We start from the raw sequence: 14,978 nt of genomic DNA on the forward strand, positions 1-14,978 counted from the left end.
AGGCTTTCCAAGGGGCGCTCATCATAACAGGACGGCCCCGCCCAAGACAGCGGCCGTCATAGGGACGCAAGCCGCCATGCAAGTGAAACACCTGCTGCTGATCGCCATCCTCGCCATGACTGCTGCTTGCTCGTCAACAAAGGAAGTCGTCGACGAAAACCTGAGCGAGGTCGAGCTGTACCAACAAGCTCAGACCGACCTGAACAACCACAGCTACACCAGCGCCACGGCAAAACTGAAGGCACTGGAGTCGCGGTATCCGTTCGGGCGCTACGCCGACCAGGCCCAGCTCGAGCTGATCTACGCCAACTACAAGAACGCCGAGCCGGAAGCTGCCAAGTCCGCCGCCGAGCGTTTTATCCGCCTGCACCCTCAGCACCCGAACGTGGACTACGCCTACTACCTCAAGGGCCTGACCTCGTTTGACCAGGACGTTGGCCTGCTGGCGCGCTTCCTGCCGCTGGACATGACCAAGCGTGACCCGGGCGCTGCCCGCGACTCCTACAACGAGTTCGCCCAGCTCACCAGCCGCTACCCCAACAGCCGCTACGCGCCGGACGCCAAGCAGCGCATGATCTACCTGCGCAACCTGCTGGCTTCCTACGAAATCCACGTAGCCCACTACTACCTGACCCGTCAGGCGTACGTTGCTGCCGCCAACCGTGGCCGTTACGTAGTGGAAAACTTCCAGGAAACCCCATCGGTGGGTGACGGCCTGGCCGTGATGACCGAGGCTTACCAGCGCCTGCACCTGGACGCCCTGGCGGCCACCAGCCTGGAAACCCTGAAGCTCAACTACCCGGACCACCCAAGCCTGAAGGACGGCCAGTTCGTACCGCAGGTTGCCGAAGCCGACAACCGCTCGTGGTTGAGCAAGTACACCCTGGGCCTGATCGAGTCCCGTCCACCGCTGCCGCCGGGCGAAACCCGCGCCAACCAGGACATCATCAAGCAATACCAGGACGCCAAGGATTCGATTCCATCGGACCTCAAGCCGCGTGACGAAAACGGCGACATCATCGAAGAGCAAGGGCCTCAAGCCCTGGGCAATAACGAAGATCGCTCGTGGTTCAGCTACATGACTTTCGGTATCTTTGACTGATTGTTCGCCGCGATGCGAAAAGGGAGCTCTTCGGAGCTCCCTTTTTTATTGCGCTGCATAATTGCGCTGTGCGCCCATCACGTCCTTGGCTAAACTGCGGGATTCCTTGTCGAGAAGCTGCCCACCATGGTTCGTCTACTGTTCTGGATCGCCGTTATTGCTGCCGCGGTATGGTTTTGGCGCAAATTCAAAAGCCCGGCCGCCAAACAGCAGCGGCCCAGCGAACAGGGCCCGATCCAGATGGTTCGTTGCGCCCACTGTGGCCTTCACCTGCCACAGGATCGAGCCTTGAGCCTGCGCCAGGAATGGTATTGCACCCAGGCGCATCTGGAGCAAGGGCCGAAATCTATCCAGCGTTGATTCGGCCTGCCGGCGCATACGGGGCCGGATCAATGATCGGCTCATGTCCCAGCAACAAATCGGCAAACAACTGGCAGGACGCCGGCGCCAGCACCAGGCCGTTGCGGTAATGCCCGCAGTTGAGCCACAGCCCGTCGAAACCTGGCACCTTGCCAATATACGGAATGCCCTCCGGCGAGCCGGGCCGCAAACCGGCCCAATGCCCCACCACTTCGGCATCGGCCAGGGCCGGAATCAACTCGACGGCAGAGGCTTTCAGGCTTTCCAGTGCAGAGTCGGTGGGCGTCTTGTCGAACCCCTCATGCTCCAGCGTGCTACCAATCAGAATGTGCCCATCCCGCCGGGGAATCGCATAACGCCCCTTGGCCAGGACCATGCACGACAAGAAGTCCGACGCACACTTGTACAAGATCATCTGCCCCTTGACCGGCTCCACGGGCAACTCAAGCCCCAGGCGGCCCAGCAACTCACCGCTCCAGGCGCCGGCGGCCAGCACTACCTGATCGCCATGGATCGGCCCGAGCGCCGTATTCACCCCAACAACCTTGCCGCCCTGCTGAATAAACCCATCAACCGCACACTGCTCGTGAATCGTCACGCCCGGCAGGGCCAACAAGGCCGCCTTGAGGGATTTGACCAACCGCGGATTACGCACATTGGCCACATCCGCCATATAGATCGCCTGGGAAAACCCGGCACCCAGCACCGGCACAGCGTCATGGGCAGCTGAAACATCCACCTTGCTCAGCGGGCGCCCTTCGCGGGCTGCCCAGGCAAGCGCCTCGGTTTCATCATCCAGGTCCAGCCAATACAGGCCGGTGGTGTGAACTTCCGGGTCAATGCCAGTAGCCGCGAACAGACGCTCTGCCAGTTGCGGGTAAAAATCCTGGGACCAGTGCGCCAGGGCCGTCACGGCCGGGCTGTAGCGCCACGGGTAGAGCGGGGAGACAATGCCGCCGCCGGCCCAGGAAGACTCCTGACCGACCGCCGAACGATCCAGCAACACAACCGCTTGCCCTTGGGTCGCCAGGTTGAACGCCGTCAACAACCCGATTACCCCACCACCCACAACCACTACTTGCTGTTGCTTAGCCATTGTTCGATCCAGCCGATAAAAAGAAAAAGGCACGCCCGGCGCCCAATCGTCCAGCTTCCTCATCATTGCCCCCAGCACGCCTTGCGCGTCATATCAGGCGCGGCTCCCGGATTGCTTCGCGCACCGGTACTGCTCAGGCTGAAGGCGGCACAGGGATCGCCCGCCATCACCGAGTCAATTGCCGGCGTGGCAAGCAGAACGAAATCCTGAGGGTTCAATGCAGGGGTGATTCTATAGCGATCATTGCCGGCGATGACGCCAGTCGCATCAATAAAAGTGCCGTTCCTCGCGTAATAACGCTCAAGGTACTGTGCCTGCTCACTCAGCAACCCGGCAATTTCCGCGCGATAGACCTTTTTCATATGGCTGAGATACCCGGGATAGGCGACGCCCGCCAGGAGTCCGACGATCGCCACGGCGATCAGTAATTCGATCAGGGTGAAGCCTGTGCAATCCTTGCCCATCGTGCTGCTCACCTATTGAAGTTGTCGCCACATGATTCGTCGAAAACGCTCGCCGGGCCCGCTGCCCACACGGGCATACACAGACTCCAGGACGGAGCGTGAGTGCCCACTGACGCCCACTGATGTCACGCGATAGACGGTGGCCTGGGCCTCTGCCGGGAGTTGAGCCAAACCCGTTCCCGGCCCCAGGTTTTGAATACCGTAGACGCCATCTTTCATCCCTATCCAGGTCACAGTCGATACGGGATTCGTCCCCGGCCCCACTACCGAAACCGATTCGGCAGGTGGCGCGCACGCAGCCATCGAGTGGCAAGGGCGCAGGGCGAAACCTGACGCCTGCACCAAAGACTCGCCAAGCCTGAGGCCGCTTTCGGCCTGCTGAAACGACTGGTTGCGCTGCCGAAGGCTGCCGGTAATTTTTTCTTGCGAGATTGCTCCCTGCATCGAAGACAATCCGAGGAGTGCCAACAGCAGCAGGAATACCAGGCTGATCAGCAAAACCATGCCTGCCTGCCTCGAACGGGAGAGGTAATAACCCATGGGCACGCTACTCCAGGCGATTACGTAGTGCCGCGACCACGCTGTAGGCCTGGTCTTTCACCAACCCATTTGGATCCTGAAGTGTCAGCAGAATCCGCACGCTGCGGATGAGCGACTCATCGCCGGGGTTGGGGTCATATCGGCTGACAACCGTTGAGCCAGGCTTGTCGGCCACGCCGAAACTGATATCGAATGCCCCCACGTTATCCACCAGCACCGCTTTGCTCGGGGCCGCCAGCGTGCTGAACTTCAGCTGCCCGCCCTCAAAGGTGTAGGTCAGCTTGCGCAGTGGGAAGTGGATTTGCCCGGGCGTCGCTGCCGGCGGGCTTCCAACATAGGCGTGGGCAGAGCCGGTGCAATCGGAAAGCACCGTCCAGTCCGGCTTGCTGCCACCCTCCCCGACGTCGGCGGTCACCAGCGTCAGGGACCGGGAACTGCCGGTGGTACTCCATCCAATGGGACGATCAAAACCTGCGGGAGCGTTGCTGATTGATGCAGCGGACAAGCAGCCAAACATGCCCGCCTGGCGTATTTCCTGAATCAGCTTGCCAAGGGCGAACCGTGCATCATCCTGCAACAGCGAAGCCGCACTCTGGCTGGCATAAGTGGTTCGGGAGCTGAGTGCAATCTGGGTCACCCCCAGGATCAACATCAGGCCGAGGGCCAATGCCAGCAGCATCTCTACCAAGCTGAAACCGCACACTGGACCTCTCATGGCAACACCCTCGGGTCGACTGCAATCCGGCTGGTCAGGGTGAATGTTTCCCGGGTGCCTTGAGCCTTCGCTCCACGGGAGTCGTCCCAACTGATGCTGATGGTCACTTCTCGCTGATTGACCGCAACCGACCCCTTGGCGCTTTCCCCGGCGAACCCGGCGATATTCGCTTCAAAGTCGTGCAGGTCCAGATCACGCACACTCGCGACCGAGGTGCTGGAGGGCGCGCGTTCACCCTGGCCCCAGGAGTAATCAGCACCCGAATTGGCGCGGATCCGGTCGAGCATGTCGTAGGCAATGAAACTGGCCTGACTGGTCATCCTGGAACTGTCGGTATATTTCAATGCATTGAGCTGAATGACTGCCGCCCCTAGCAGGCCGACAGCGAGGATCAGCACAGATACCAGGACCTCGATCAGCGTCATTCCGGCCTGGGTCGGTTGCGGGTGGGGCGTTACGGGGAAAGCGTTCATTACCATCGCCATCCATGTCGAAGGTCATCAGAAAGCAGCGCAAACCTGCTGTGCGACGCAAGACTAGCGCCGGTATTGCCTGAGCGCTGCCCCCCGGAACAAAGCGAAATACTTTGGACAGAATGGCCACCATTCGCCCCGCCGGACTGGGCGCTATAACTATGTCTGCCATCCGGCACCGACTGAAAAGCACACCGCGTCCACGGAGGGACGGCCCATGAAACAACGAGGTTTCTCGCTGATTGAACTGATACTCGGCCTGTTCCTGAGCGGCATCCTGGCCAATCTGGCAGTGCCGAGCCTCAAGGGGCTGCTCGAGTCGCAACGACGCCAGAGCGCCGCCGAATCCCTTGCCGGCGGACTGCGTTATGCCCGCACAGAAGCCATCGCACGCAATCGCACGGTGGTTATCCATGCATTGGACGATGACTGGAGCCGGGGTTGGAGGGTGATACTGGACCTGAACGGTCGCGGCCATCTGGACGACAAAAACCCGGTGCTGCTGGAGCGCCAGGACAGTGGGCAGATACCGATTGTGGGGAATACGCCGGTGAGAACCCAGATACGCTTCAGCAGCCTGGGCGAACCGCTGCTGTCAGCAGGGGCATTCAGCGCCGGCACCGTCCACGTGTGTGCGACGGACCAGCAACTGAGCCTGTATCAAATAGTGCTGGCCGCCAGCGGGCGTATCAGCCTGCGCAGTAACAAGACCGAGCAGGCTTTGTGCCGGGGCTATGCCGGTACTCCGGGCCTCAGAGCAGCGAACGAACCCGCAGCTCCTTGGGCATGGAGAAAGTGATGTTCTCTTCACGGCCAGCCAGTTCATCAGCGCCCGTGGCGCCCCAGGCCTGCAGTTGCTGAATAACGCCACGCACCAGGACTTCCGGGGCCGAGGCTCCGGCAGTGATGCCGATGCGTTCGACACCGTCGAACCAGCTGCGCTGCATGTCTTCGGCACCATCGATCAGGTAGGCCGGGGTGGCCATGCGCTCGGCCAGTTCGCGCAGGCGGTTGGAGTTGGAGCTGTTGGGGCTCCCCACCACCAGCACAACATCGCATTCGTCGGCCAATTGCTTGACCGCATCCTGGCGGTTCTGGGTGGCGTAGCAGATGTCATCCTTGCGTGGGCCGCCGATGGCCGGGAAGCGCGAGCGCAAGGCATCGATGACGCGGCTGGTGTCGTCCATGGACAAGGTGGTCTGGGTAACGAAAGCCAGCTTTTCAGGGTTGTGCACCTGCAATGCAGCGACGTCTTTTTCGTCTTCCACCAGGTAGATCGCGCCACCATTGCTGCCATCGTACTGGCCCATGGTGCCTTCGACTTCCGGGTGACCGGCGTGGCCGATCAGGATGCATTCACGACCATCACGGCTGTAGCGCGCGACCTCGATGTGCACCTTGGTCACCAGCGGGCAGGTGGCGTCGAACACTTTCAGGCCACGGCCTGCTGCTTCGGTGCGTACCGCCTGGGAAACGCCGTGAGCGCTGAAGATGACGATAACGTCGTCCGGCACCTGGTCCAGTTCTTCAACGAAGATGGCCCCGCGGCTGCGCAGGTCTTCGACCACAAACTTGTTGTGGACGACTTCATGGCGCACGTAAATCGGCGGCCCGAAAACTTCCAGGGCGCGGTTGACGATTTCAATCGCCCGGTCCACGCCGGCGCAGAAGCCACGGGGGTTGGCGAGTTTGATTTGCATGCTGTGCCTCGTGTCTTGCCCTGTAGGATCGAGCTTGTGTGGCGAGGGCGCTTGCTCCCGCTGGGCCGCGAAGCAGCCCCAACAAGCTCGCCCCTGCAGTAGGCCGATTTCGTTAGTTACAGCGCTTTAACGTCGATGATTTCAACATCAAAGGTCAAGGTTTTCCCGGCCAACGGGTGGTTGAAGTCGATGGTCACTTGCGCGTCATCAAAGGCTTTCACCACACCCGGCAGCTCGGTATTCGCCGCATCGTTGAAGATCACCAGCAAACCTTCCGACAGCTCCATGTCCTGGAACTGCGAACGCGGGATGATCTGCACGTTTTGCGGGTTGGGCTGGCCAAAGGCGTTTTCCGGCAGGATCTGCAGGTTGCGCTTGTCGCCGGCCTTGAAACCGAACAGTGCCGCTTCGAAACCCGGCAGCAGGTTGCCGTCGCCGACCTTGAAGGTCGCCGGGGCCTTGTCGAACGTGCTGTCGACCGTGTCGCCATTCTCCAGGCGCAATGCGAAATGCAAGGTGACTTCCGTGTTCTGGCCAATGCGTTGCTCAGCCAATACCTGTTCAGTCATGAACGGTCTCTCCGGTTTTCTTGCTTTTGAACATATCCAACGCCAGCATGATTGCACCGACGGTGATGGCGCTGTCGGCAAAGTTGAACGCCGGGAAGTACCAGCGGTTCTGCCAATGCACCAGAATAAAGTCGATCACATGGCCCAGGGCAATGCGGTCGTAGAGGTTGCCCAATGCGCCACCCAGCACCAGCGCCAACGCAACGGCCAGCCAGGTGTCGTTACGCCCCAGGCGCTTGAGCCAGACTACCAGCACGGCACTGACCACCACGGCGATCAGGGCAAACAGCCAGCGCTGCCAGCCGGAGCTGTCGGCCAGGAAGCTGAACGCAGCGCCGGTGTTGTAGGCCAGGGTCCAGCTGAAGTAGTCGGGAATCACCACGATCTGCTGGTACATCTCCAGGGCGCCTTCGAAGTGAGCCTTGCTGAGCTGGTCAATGACCAGCACCAGCACGCTCAACACGAGCAAGCCCAGGCGTCCAAAACGACTGGCTTCAGGCATAGTGACGAACCTCGCCAGCGCCAGAGATGTTGTCGACACAGCGACCGCAGATTTCCGGATGCTCGGGGTTCACGCCGACATCTTCACGGCAGTGCCAGCAACGGGCGCACTTGGCGAAGGACGACTTGACCACCTTGAGCTTGAGACCCGGGACTTCGGTCGCGACTGCGTCTGCAGGCGCCTGGGCAAACGGCGCCAGGCTGGCGGTCGAGGTGATCAGGACGAAGCGCAGTTCGTTGCTCAGCTTGGCCAGGTCGGCAGTCAGGCCTTCTTCGGCAAACAGCGTGACTTCGGCCTGCAGGTTGCCGCCAACGGCCTTCGCCGCGCGCTGCACTTCCAGCTCCTTGTTCACGGCAACCTTGACGGCCATTACGCCTTCCCAGTACTCGCGGCCCAGCTCGAAGTCGGCCGGCAATTCGGTCAGGCCTTCGTACCAGGTGTTGAGCATCACGGACTCGTTCCGCTCGCCCGGCAGGTATTCCCACAGTTCGTCGGCGGTGAATGCCAGGATCGGGGCGATCCAGCGCACCAGCGCTTCAGAGATGTGGTGCAGCGCGGTCTGCGCCGAACGGCGGGCCTTGCTGTTGGCGCCGGTGGTGTACTGGCGGTCCTTGATGATGTCGAGGTAGAAACCACCCAGCTCCTGCACGCAGAAGTTGTGGATCTTCGAGTAGACGTTCCAGAAGCGGTATTCGCCGTAGTGCTCTTGCAGCTCGCGCTGCAGCAACAGGGTACGGTCCACGGCCCAACGGTCCAGGGCGAGCATTTCCTCGGCCGGCAGGATGTCGGTGGCCGGGTTGAAACCGGTCAGGTTCGACAGCATGAAGCGTGCGGTATTACGGATCCGGCGGTAGGCATCGGCGCTGCGCTGCAGGATCTGCTCGGAAACGGCCATCTCGCCCGAATAATCGGTAGAGGCAACCCACAGGCGCATGATGTCGGCGCCCAGGGTGTCGTTGACCTTTTGCGGCGCGATCACGTTGCCCAGGGACTTGGACATCTTGCGACCGTTCTCGTCGACGGTGAAACCGTGGGTCAGCAGCTCGCGGTACGGGGCGTGATCGTCGATCGCGCAACCGGTCAGCAACGAGGAGTGGAACCAGCCACGGTGTTGGTCCGAACCTTCCAGGTACAGGTCGGCACGCGGGCCGGTCTCGTGGCCCATCGGGTGCGAGCCGCGCAGTACGTGCCAGTGGGTGGTACCCGAGTCGAACCAGACGTCGAGGGTGTCGCTGATCTTGTCGTACAGCGGCGCTTCGTCGCCCAGCAGCTCGGCGGCGTCCAGCTTGAACCAGGCTTCGATGCCCTCTTGTTCAACGCGCTGGGCAACCTCTTCCATCAGCTCGACGGTACGTGGGTGCAACTCGCCGCTTTCCTTGTTCAGGAAGAACGGAATCGGCACGCCCCAGTTGCGCTGGCGGGAGATGCACCAGTCCGGACGGTTGGCGATCATCGAGTGCAGGCGCGCCTGGCCCCACGCCGGAACGAACTTGGTGTCTTCGATCGCCTTGATCGCACGCTTGCGCAGGGTTTCGCCGCGGGTCGGCTCTTTGTCCATGCCGATAAACCACTGCGCAGTGGCGCGGTAGATCAGCGGGGTCTTGTGACGCCAGCAGTGCATGTAGCTGTGGGTGATGGTTTCGGTGTGCAGCAGCGCACCGACTTCCGCCAGCTTGTCGACGATCGCCGGGTTGGCCTTGAAGATGAACTGGCCACCGAAGAATTCCAGGGACGGCACGTACACGCCGTTGCTTTGCACGGGATTGATGATGTCGTCGTTGACCAGGCCGTATTGCTTGCAGATCACGAAGTCGTCAACGCCATAGGCAGGCGAGCAGTGAACCACGCCGGTGCCGGCGCCCAGCTCAACGTACTCGGCCAGGTAGATTGGCGACAGGCGGTCGTAGAACGGGTGACGGAAGTTGATCAGTTCCAGCGCGGACCCGGTAGTGGTCGCGATCACCGAGCCTTGCAGGTTGTAGCGGGCCAGGCACGCCTCCACCAGCTCTTCAGCCAGCACCAGCAGTTTGTCACCGACGTCCACCAGGGCGTAGGTGAATTCCGGGTGCACGTTCAGCGCCTGGTTGGCCGGGATGGTCCACGGGGTGGTGGTCCAGATCACAATAGAGGCTGGCTTGGCCAGGCTCGCCAGACCGAAGGCTTGCGCCAGTTTGGCTTCGTCGGCGATCGGGAAGGCCACGTCGATGGTCGAGGACTTCTTGTCTTCGTACTCGACTTCGGCTTCAGCCAAGGCCGAGCCGCAATCGAAGCACCAGTTCACGGGCTTGAGGCCCTTGAACACGAAACCGCCCTTGACGATTTCGGCCAAGGCGCGGATTTCACCGGCCTCGTTCTTGAAGTTCATGGTCTTGTACGGGTTGGCCCAGTCGCCCAACACCCCCAGGCGGATGAATTCGGACTTCTGCCCTTCGATCTGCTCGGTGGCGTAGGCACGGCACAGTTCGCGGGTTTTATCCGCGCCCAGGTTCTTGCCGTAGGTCACTTCGACCTTGTGTTCGATCGGCAGGCCGTGGCAGTCCCAGCCCGGGACATAAGGCGCGTCGAAACCCGAAAGGGTTTTCGAGCGGATGATCATGTCCTTGAGAATCTTGTTCAGCGCATGACCGATGTGAATCGTGCCGTTGGCATAAGGAGGGCCGTCGTGCAGGACGAATTTCGGACGATCCTTGCCAATCTCGCGCAACTTTCCGTACAGGCCAATACTGTCCCAGCGCTGCAGGATCTGCGGTTCGCGCTGTGGCAGGCCGGCCTTCATTGGGAAGGCGGTGTCCGGAAGGTTTAGCGTGGCTTTATAGTCGGTCATTTAAGGCTCTTCATTAGCGATGGGCGCTAGGTGCGGCTAGTGCACGGGCGGCGGCGACATCCGCATTGATCGCCGTTTTCAACGCCTCCAGGGAGGCGAAACGCTGCTCTTCACGCAGCTTTTGGTGGAAAGCCACCGTCAAACGCCGGTCATACAAATCACCGGCAAAATCCAAAAGGTGAACTTCCAGGTGGGCTTTGCCATCACCTGCAACCGTGGGCCTGACGCCTATGTTGGCGACTCCGGGCCACGATCGGCCATCGATGTCGACACTCACCAGGTAAACCCCGGTCAGTGGCACACGACGGCGCTTGAGCTGCACGTTGGCGGTTGGCGTGCCCAGTTGGCGCGCCAGCTTCTGGCCGTGCAGCACCCGCCCGGCAATCCGGAACGGGCGACCGAGCAAACGCTCGGCCAAGGCGAAGTCGGCAGCGGCCAGGGCGTTACGCACCTGGGTACTGCTCACGCGCAGGCCGTCCAGTTCGACGGTTTGCGCGGCTTCGACGGTAAAACCCTGGGTGACGCCGGCCTGCTGCAGGAAATCGAAATCCCCTACCCGGTCGCAACCGAAACGGAAGTCGTCGCCGACCTCCAGATGCTGCACGCCGAGGCCGTCCACCAGGATACGGTCGACGAACTCGGCGGCGCTGAGGCTGCGCAAGCGCTGGTTGAAAGCCAGGCAGAGGACGCGGTCCACACCTTCTTCAGCCAGCAGTTGCAGCTTGTCCCGCAGGCGGGCCAGACGCGCCGGCGCCGTCTGCGGGGTAAAGAATTCTCGCGGCTGTGGTTCAAAAATCACCACGCAGCTGGGCACGCCCAACTCAACCGCACGCTCACGCAGGCGGGCCAGGATAGCCTGGTGGCCACGGTGAACACCGTCAAAGTTGCCAATAGTGGCGACGCAGCCCCGATGCTGGGGGCGCAGGTTGTGGAGACCTCGAACCAGCTGCATAACGCGCTTCTTGCTCATAAAGTGGTCGATTATAACCACACCCGGCCCCGGACGACAGGCAACAGCGCAGGCCATTTGCGCGAATCGATAAAACAACCGTCTTATCGACGAAAAGTCTCTAGCTCAGCGACTTGCGATTGAAATCCCGCAAGCGGAAGCCCATCAGCAGCAACATGCCGAAGTACACCAGCACACCAGCCGCCACCAACGCTCCCAGGCGCATGAAGCGCTCGAGCATATGGCCCTGCTCCCAGGCCGGCATGAAGTGCATCAGGCCCAGCAGTACCGCGGCCATCGTCCCCACCGCCACCACCAACTTGAGCGCAAACGAGCCCCAGCCCGCCTGAGGCTGGAACATTTTCTGTTTACGCAGCTGATAAAACAGCAGCCCGGCGTTGATGCAGGCCCCCACACTGATCGCCAGCGCCAGCCCGGCATGCTTCAGCGGACCGATGAACGCCAGGTTGAGCAGTTGGGTAACCACCAGGGTGAAGATCGCGATCTTTACCGGGGTACGGATGTTTTGTTGAGCATAAAAGCCGGGGGCCAGCACCTTGATCACGATAATGCCCAGCAGGCCGACGGAATAGGCGATCAGCGCACGCTGGGTCATCGAGGCGTCAAACGCAGTGAACTGGCCGTACTGGAACAGCGCGACCGTCAGTGGCTCGGCGAGCAACCCCAGGGCCACGGCACACGGCAGCACCAGCACGAAGCACAGGCGCAGGCCCCAGTCGAGAATCCGCGAATATTCGTGACGGTCTTTGCTGGCATAGGTACGCGACAGCGTTGGCAGCAGGATGGTGCCGAGTGCCACGCCGAGCACGCCGGACGGCAATTCCATCAGACGGTCGGCGTAGTACATCCACGACACCGAACCCGAGACCAGCAGCGAGGCGAAGGCGGTGTTGATGATCAAGGAAATCTGGCTGACGGAAACCCCGAGGATTGCCGGCAGCATGTTGCGCATCACCCGCCAGACGCCGGTGTCCTTGAGATTCAAACGCGGCAGCACGAGCATGCCGATTTTCTTCAGGTGCGGCAGCTGGTACAGCAGTTGTGCCAGGCCACCAGCCAGGACCGCCCAGCCGAGGGCCATCACAGGCGGATCGAAATACGGTGTCAGGAACAGCGCAAAAATAATCATGCTGACGTTAAGCAGGGTCGGCACGAAGGCCGGCACCGAGAAACGGTTCCAGGTATTGAGGATCGCCCCGGCCAGGGACGACAGGGAAATCAGCAATATATAAGGAAAGGTCACCCGCAACAAATCAGTGGTCAGGGCGAATTTTTCCGGTGTATTGGCAAAACCGGGGGCCGTGGCCCAGATCACCCAGGGCGCGGCGAGCATCCCGGCGATCGTCACCAGCGTCAGCACCAACGTCAGCAAACCCGAAACATAGGCAATGAAGGTGCGGGTCGCCTCCTCGCCTTGCTGGGCCTTGTACTCCGCCAGAATCGGCACGAATGCCTGGGAAAAAGCTCCCTCGGCGAAGATCCGCCGCAGCAGGTTGGGCAGTTTAAAGGCAATAAAGAAGGCATCCGTGGCCATGCTGGCGCCAAAAATACGTGCCAGCAGCGTGTCACGCACAAACCCCAGAACCCGGGAAATCATAGTGATAGAGCTGACAGCGGCCAACGATTTGAGCAGATTCATTGAAAGAGTTTTTGCCTATAGATAAAGAGCAGGCGAACAAACGGCCCACATATGCGATACTCCGCGCCTGCAACAAGCACAGAGCCAAAGCTCGCGAGTTTACAGGTCAAGCGCCGGAAATAAATCACCCGCCTCTTAAGATCGACCACTCAGCAGTTCGCATCACACGCCCTTGACAAGACTTCAACTCATCGGCATGATTCGCGGCCTATTTTGTTTGCTATTTCCTAAAAAGTCTTTCGAGGAGCTCGACGGTGGCCAACACACCTTCCGCCAAAAAACGTGCAAAACAGGCTGAGAAGCGTCGCAGCCACAACGCCAGCCTGCGTTCCATGGTTCGTACCTACATCAAGAATGTAGTTAAAGCCATTGACGCAAAAGACGCTGAAAAAGCTCAAGCTGCTTACGTTCTGGCTGTGCCAGTTATCGACCGTATGGCCGATAAAGGCATCATCCACAAGAACAAAGCTGCTCGCCATAAAGGTCGTCTGAATGGCCACATCAAGGCTCTGAACCTTGCTGCTGCAGCCTAAGCGATAAGCTTGTTAAAAAACCGACCCCAGGGTCGGTTTTTTATTGTCTGCGATTTGGGAAAGCCAAAAAAAGAGCCGGCATGCCGGCTCTGCTTCAGATTTATTGCGCTGTGGGCCACGGCAGGATCGGAATCGCCGTCACCGCATTCTGCGGGCTGCCTTCGATCAAGCGGTCGCTGTAGACCAGATACACCAGGGTATTGCGCTTCTTGTCGAGGAAACGCACCACCTGCATGGTCTTGAAGACCAGGGACGTGCGCTCCTTGAACACCTCATCCCCATCCTTCAGCTCGCCCTTGAAGCGAATCGCACCTACCTGGCGACAGGCAATCGACGCCTCGGCGCGATCCTCCGCCAGACCCAACCCACCCTTTACCCCGCCCGTCTTGGCGCGAGACAGGTAGCAGGTCACGCCATCCACCTTCGGGTCATCAAAGGCCTCGACCACGATCCGGTCATTGGGGCCGACAAACTTGAACACCGTCGACACCTGGCCAATCTCTTCGGCCGACGCCAGCAACGGCATCGCCAGCAGCAAACCGAGCAATCCCTTCATTACGCGCATCGAGACTTCCTTTTTACTTAAACCAGAATCAGGTTATCCCGGTGAACCAGCTCCGGCTCAGCCATGTAACCCAACAGACCGACAATCGCCTCAGACGACTGCCCGATGATTTTCTGCGCCTCAAGGGCGCTGTAGTTGGCAAGGCCACGGGCAATCTCACGACCATCCGGCGCCACACACACCACCATTTCGCCACGGCGGAAGCTGCCCTGGACCAGTTTTACACCCACCGGCAGCAAGCTTTTGTTACCCTGAGACAACGCCGACACAGCCCCTGCATCCAACACCAGGGTACCGCGCGTCTGAAGATGCCCCGCCAGCCACTGCTTGCGCGCCGCCAGCATGCCACGCTCAGGCGACAGCAGCGTACCGATGCGCTCGCCCGCCTTGAGACGATCCAGCACCCGCTCAATCCGACCGCCAACGATGATGGTATGCGCGCCGGAACGCGCCGCCAGCCGTGCCGCACGCAGCTTGGTCTGCATGCCGCCACGCCCCAGGGCACCGCCGACACTGCCAGCCACCGCATCCAGCGCCGGATCATCGGCACGCGCTTCGTAAATCAGCTGGGCCTCAGGGTTATTGCGCGGGTCAGCGTCGAACATGCCGTCGCGATCCGTGAGGATCACCAGCAAATCAGCCTCAACCAGGTTGGCCACCAGCGCTGCCAGGGTGTCGTTGTCACCGAAGCGAATCTCGTCGGTCACCACGGTGTCATTCTCGTTGATCACCGGGATCACCTTGAGTTCAACCAGGGCACGCAGGGTGCTGCGGGCGTTCAGGTAGCGCTTGCGGTCGGACAAGTCGTCATGGGTCAGCAGAATCTGCGCCGTGTGGCGCCCGTGCTCGGCAAAGCTGGATTCCCAGGCCTGTACCAGGCCCATCTGACCAATCGCGGCGGCAGCCTGCAGCTCATGCATCGCGCT

At 60.8% G+C, this 14,978-nt stretch carries 17 protein-coding genes; 4 read left to right on the top strand and 13 right to left on the bottom strand.

Features of this window, described 5'->3' with window-relative positions; all coding sequences use genetic code 11:
- Nucleotides 1-76: 76 nt before the first annotated feature.
- Nucleotides 77-1,102, top strand: coding sequence for an outer membrane protein assembly factor BamD (locus HX846_RS04535; RefSeq protein ID WP_008432851.1), 1,026 nt, complete (start codon nt 77-79; stop codon nt 1,100-1,102).
- Nucleotides 1,103-1,228: 126 nt separating this feature from the next.
- Nucleotides 1,229-1,462 carry a PP0621 family protein gene (locus HX846_RS04540; RefSeq protein WP_026078011.1) on the top strand — a complete coding sequence of 78 codons (234 nt, stop codon included), beginning with the start codon at nt 1,229-1,231 and terminating at the stop codon, nt 1,460-1,462.
- Here HX846_RS04540 and thiO read toward each other — a convergent pair.
- From thiO to pilV, 5 genes are all read right to left on the bottom strand, one after another.
- The gene (gene thiO / locus HX846_RS04545) at nt 1,449-2,558 is read right to left on the bottom strand and encodes a glycine oxidase ThiO (protein WP_003215894.1); all 1,110 of its coding nucleotides are present in this window, start codon (nt 2,556-2,558) and stop codon (nt 1,449-1,451) included. The two genes, HX846_RS04540 and thiO, sit on opposite strands and share 14 nt — an antisense overlap.
- Before the next feature lie 62 nt (nt 2,559-2,620).
- Nucleotides 2,621-3,022, bottom strand: coding sequence for a type IV pilin protein (locus tag HX846_RS04550; protein WP_003215892.1), 402 nt, complete (start codon nt 3,020-3,022; stop codon nt 2,621-2,623).
- Nucleotides 3,023-3,034: 12 nt separating this feature from the next.
- A complete protein-coding gene (locus HX846_RS04555) occupies nt 3,035-3,562 on the bottom strand; it encodes a PilX N-terminal domain-containing pilus assembly protein (protein ID WP_102369924.1) in 528 nt (175 codons plus the stop codon).
- Between the two features lie 7 nt (nt 3,563-3,569).
- The gene (locus tag HX846_RS04560) at nt 3,570-4,277 is read right to left on the bottom strand and encodes a PilW family protein (protein ID WP_177021855.1); all 708 of its coding nucleotides are present in this window, start codon (nt 4,275-4,277) and stop codon (nt 3,570-3,572) included.
- Nucleotides 4,274-4,750 carry a type IV pilus modification protein PilV gene (pilV, locus tag HX846_RS04565; RefSeq protein WP_102369926.1) on the bottom strand — a complete coding sequence of 159 codons (477 nt, stop codon included), beginning with the start codon at nt 4,748-4,750 and terminating at the stop codon, nt 4,274-4,276. Before pilV ends, HX846_RS04560 begins: the two co-directional genes overlap by 4 nt.
- A gap of 217 nt (nt 4,751-4,967) precedes the next feature.
- On the opposite strand from pilV, the gene HX846_RS04570 reads away from it, so the two are divergent.
- Complete coding sequence (locus HX846_RS04570; protein WP_003215883.1) at nt 4,968-5,549, top strand: GspH/FimT family pseudopilin; 582 nt, start codon at nt 4,968-4,970, stop codon at nt 5,547-5,549.
- Here the strand turns inward: HX846_RS04570 and ispH are convergent.
- The 6 genes from ispH to murJ all read right to left on the bottom strand — a co-directional run bounded on the left by ispH (nt 5,503) and on the right by murJ (nt 12,954).
- Nucleotides 5,503-6,450 (bottom strand): 4-hydroxy-3-methylbut-2-enyl diphosphate reductase, encoded by a 948-nt coding sequence (gene ispH / locus HX846_RS04575; RefSeq protein WP_003215881.1) that lies wholly within the window; start codon nt 6,448-6,450, stop codon nt 5,503-5,505. The two genes, HX846_RS04570 and ispH, sit on opposite strands and share 47 nt — an antisense overlap.
- Nucleotides 6,451-6,566: 116 nt before the next feature.
- Nucleotides 6,567-7,004, bottom strand: coding sequence for an FKBP-type peptidyl-prolyl cis-trans isomerase (gene fkpB / locus HX846_RS04580; RefSeq protein WP_003215879.1), 438 nt, complete (start codon nt 7,002-7,004; stop codon nt 6,567-6,569).
- Nucleotides 7,005-7,011: 7 nt separating this feature from the next.
- Entirely contained in the window at nt 7,012-7,521 is a 510-nt protein-coding gene (gene lspA / locus HX846_RS04585) for a signal peptidase II (RefSeq protein ID WP_003215877.1), read from the bottom strand.
- Nucleotides 7,514-10,345: an isoleucine--tRNA ligase gene (gene ileS, locus HX846_RS04590; RefSeq protein WP_178965039.1), complete on the bottom strand. Its 2,832-nt coding sequence runs from the start codon at nt 10,343-10,345 to the stop codon at nt 7,514-7,516. Before ileS ends, lspA begins: the two co-directional genes overlap by 8 nt.
- A gap of 13 nt (nt 10,346-10,358) precedes the next feature.
- On the bottom strand, nt 10,359-11,297 hold the full coding sequence (gene ribF / locus HX846_RS04595) for a bifunctional riboflavin kinase/FAD synthetase (protein ID WP_178965040.1): 939 nt from the start codon (nt 11,295-11,297) through the stop codon (nt 10,359-10,361).
- A 118-nt stretch (nt 11,298-11,415) separates the two neighbouring features.
- Nucleotides 11,416-12,954, bottom strand: coding sequence for a murein biosynthesis integral membrane protein MurJ (gene murJ / locus HX846_RS04600; protein WP_008432837.1), 1,539 nt, complete (start codon nt 12,952-12,954; stop codon nt 11,416-11,418).
- A 254-nt stretch (nt 12,955-13,208) separates the two neighbouring features.
- Here murJ and rpsT point away from each other — a divergent pair, with 254 nt between their 5' ends.
- Nucleotides 13,209-13,487, top strand: coding sequence for a 30S ribosomal protein S20 (gene rpsT / locus HX846_RS04605; RefSeq protein WP_003215870.1), 279 nt, complete (start codon nt 13,209-13,211; stop codon nt 13,485-13,487).
- 100 nt (nt 13,488-13,587) lie between these two features.
- Here the strand turns inward: rpsT and HX846_RS04610 are convergent, their stop codons facing one another.
- Together HX846_RS04610 and proB are read right to left on the bottom strand one after the other, a co-directional pair.
- Nucleotides 13,588-14,052 carry a CreA family protein gene (locus HX846_RS04610; RefSeq protein WP_008432835.1) on the bottom strand — a complete coding sequence of 155 codons (465 nt, stop codon included), beginning with the start codon at nt 14,050-14,052 and terminating at the stop codon, nt 13,588-13,590.
- A 17-nt stretch (nt 14,053-14,069) separates the two neighbouring features.
- On the bottom strand, nt 14,070-14,978 hold a 909-nt coding region (gene proB, locus HX846_RS04615; protein WP_178965041.1), incomplete at its 5' end, for a glutamate 5-kinase.

Origin of the sequence: Pseudomonas sp. K5002 (assembly GCF_013386655.1) — a bacterium.
Taxonomy (GTDB): domain Bacteria; phylum Pseudomonadota; class Gammaproteobacteria; order Pseudomonadales; family Pseudomonadaceae; genus Aquipseudomonas.

What these genes read in the sequence shown, in the direction of transcription:
- HX846_RS04535 (WP_008432851.1), top strand. Translation starts at nt 77, where the DNA reads ATGCAAGTGAAACACCTGCTGCTGATCGCCATCCTCGCCATGACTGCT.
- HX846_RS04540 (WP_026078011.1), top strand. Translation starts at nt 1,229, where the DNA reads ATGGTTCGTCTACTGTTCTGGATCGCCGTTATTGCTGCCGCGGTATGG.
- thiO (WP_003215894.1), bottom strand. Translation starts at nt 2,558, where the DNA reads ATGGCTAAGCAACAGCAAGTAGTGGTTGTGGGTGGTGGGGTAATCGGG.
- HX846_RS04550 (WP_003215892.1), bottom strand. Translation starts at nt 3,022, where the DNA reads ATGGGCAAGGATTGCACAGGCTTCACCCTGATCGAATTACTGATCGCC.
- HX846_RS04555 (WP_102369924.1), bottom strand. Translation starts at nt 3,562, where the DNA reads ATGGGTTATTACCTCTCCCGTTCGAGGCAGGCAGGCATGGTTTTGCTG.
- HX846_RS04560 (WP_177021855.1), bottom strand. Translation starts at nt 4,277, where the DNA reads ATGAGAGGTCCAGTGTGCGGTTTCAGCTTGGTAGAGATGCTGCTGGCA.
- pilV (WP_102369926.1), bottom strand. Translation starts at nt 4,750, where the DNA reads ATGAACGCTTTCCCCGTAACGCCCCACCCGCAACCGACCCAGGCCGGA.
- HX846_RS04570 (WP_003215883.1), top strand. Translation starts at nt 4,968, where the DNA reads ATGAAACAACGAGGTTTCTCGCTGATTGAACTGATACTCGGCCTGTTC.
- ispH (WP_003215881.1), bottom strand. Translation starts at nt 6,450, where the DNA reads ATGCAAATCAAACTCGCCAACCCCCGTGGCTTCTGCGCCGGCGTGGAC.
- lspA (WP_003215877.1), bottom strand. Translation starts at nt 7,521, where the DNA reads ATGCCTGAAGCCAGTCGTTTTGGACGCCTGGGCTTGCTCGTGTTGAGC.
- ileS (WP_178965039.1), bottom strand. Translation starts at nt 10,345, where the DNA reads ATGACCGACTATAAAGCCACGCTAAACCTTCCGGACACCGCCTTCCCA.
- ribF (WP_178965040.1), bottom strand. Translation starts at nt 11,297, where the DNA reads ATGCAGCTGGTTCGAGGTCTCCACAACCTGCGCCCCCAGCATCGGGGC.
- murJ (WP_008432837.1), bottom strand. Translation starts at nt 12,954, where the DNA reads ATGAATCTGCTCAAATCGTTGGCCGCTGTCAGCTCTATCACTATGATT.
- HX846_RS04610 (WP_008432835.1), bottom strand. Translation starts at nt 14,052, where the DNA reads ATGCGCGTAATGAAGGGATTGCTCGGTTTGCTGCTGGCGATGCCGTTG.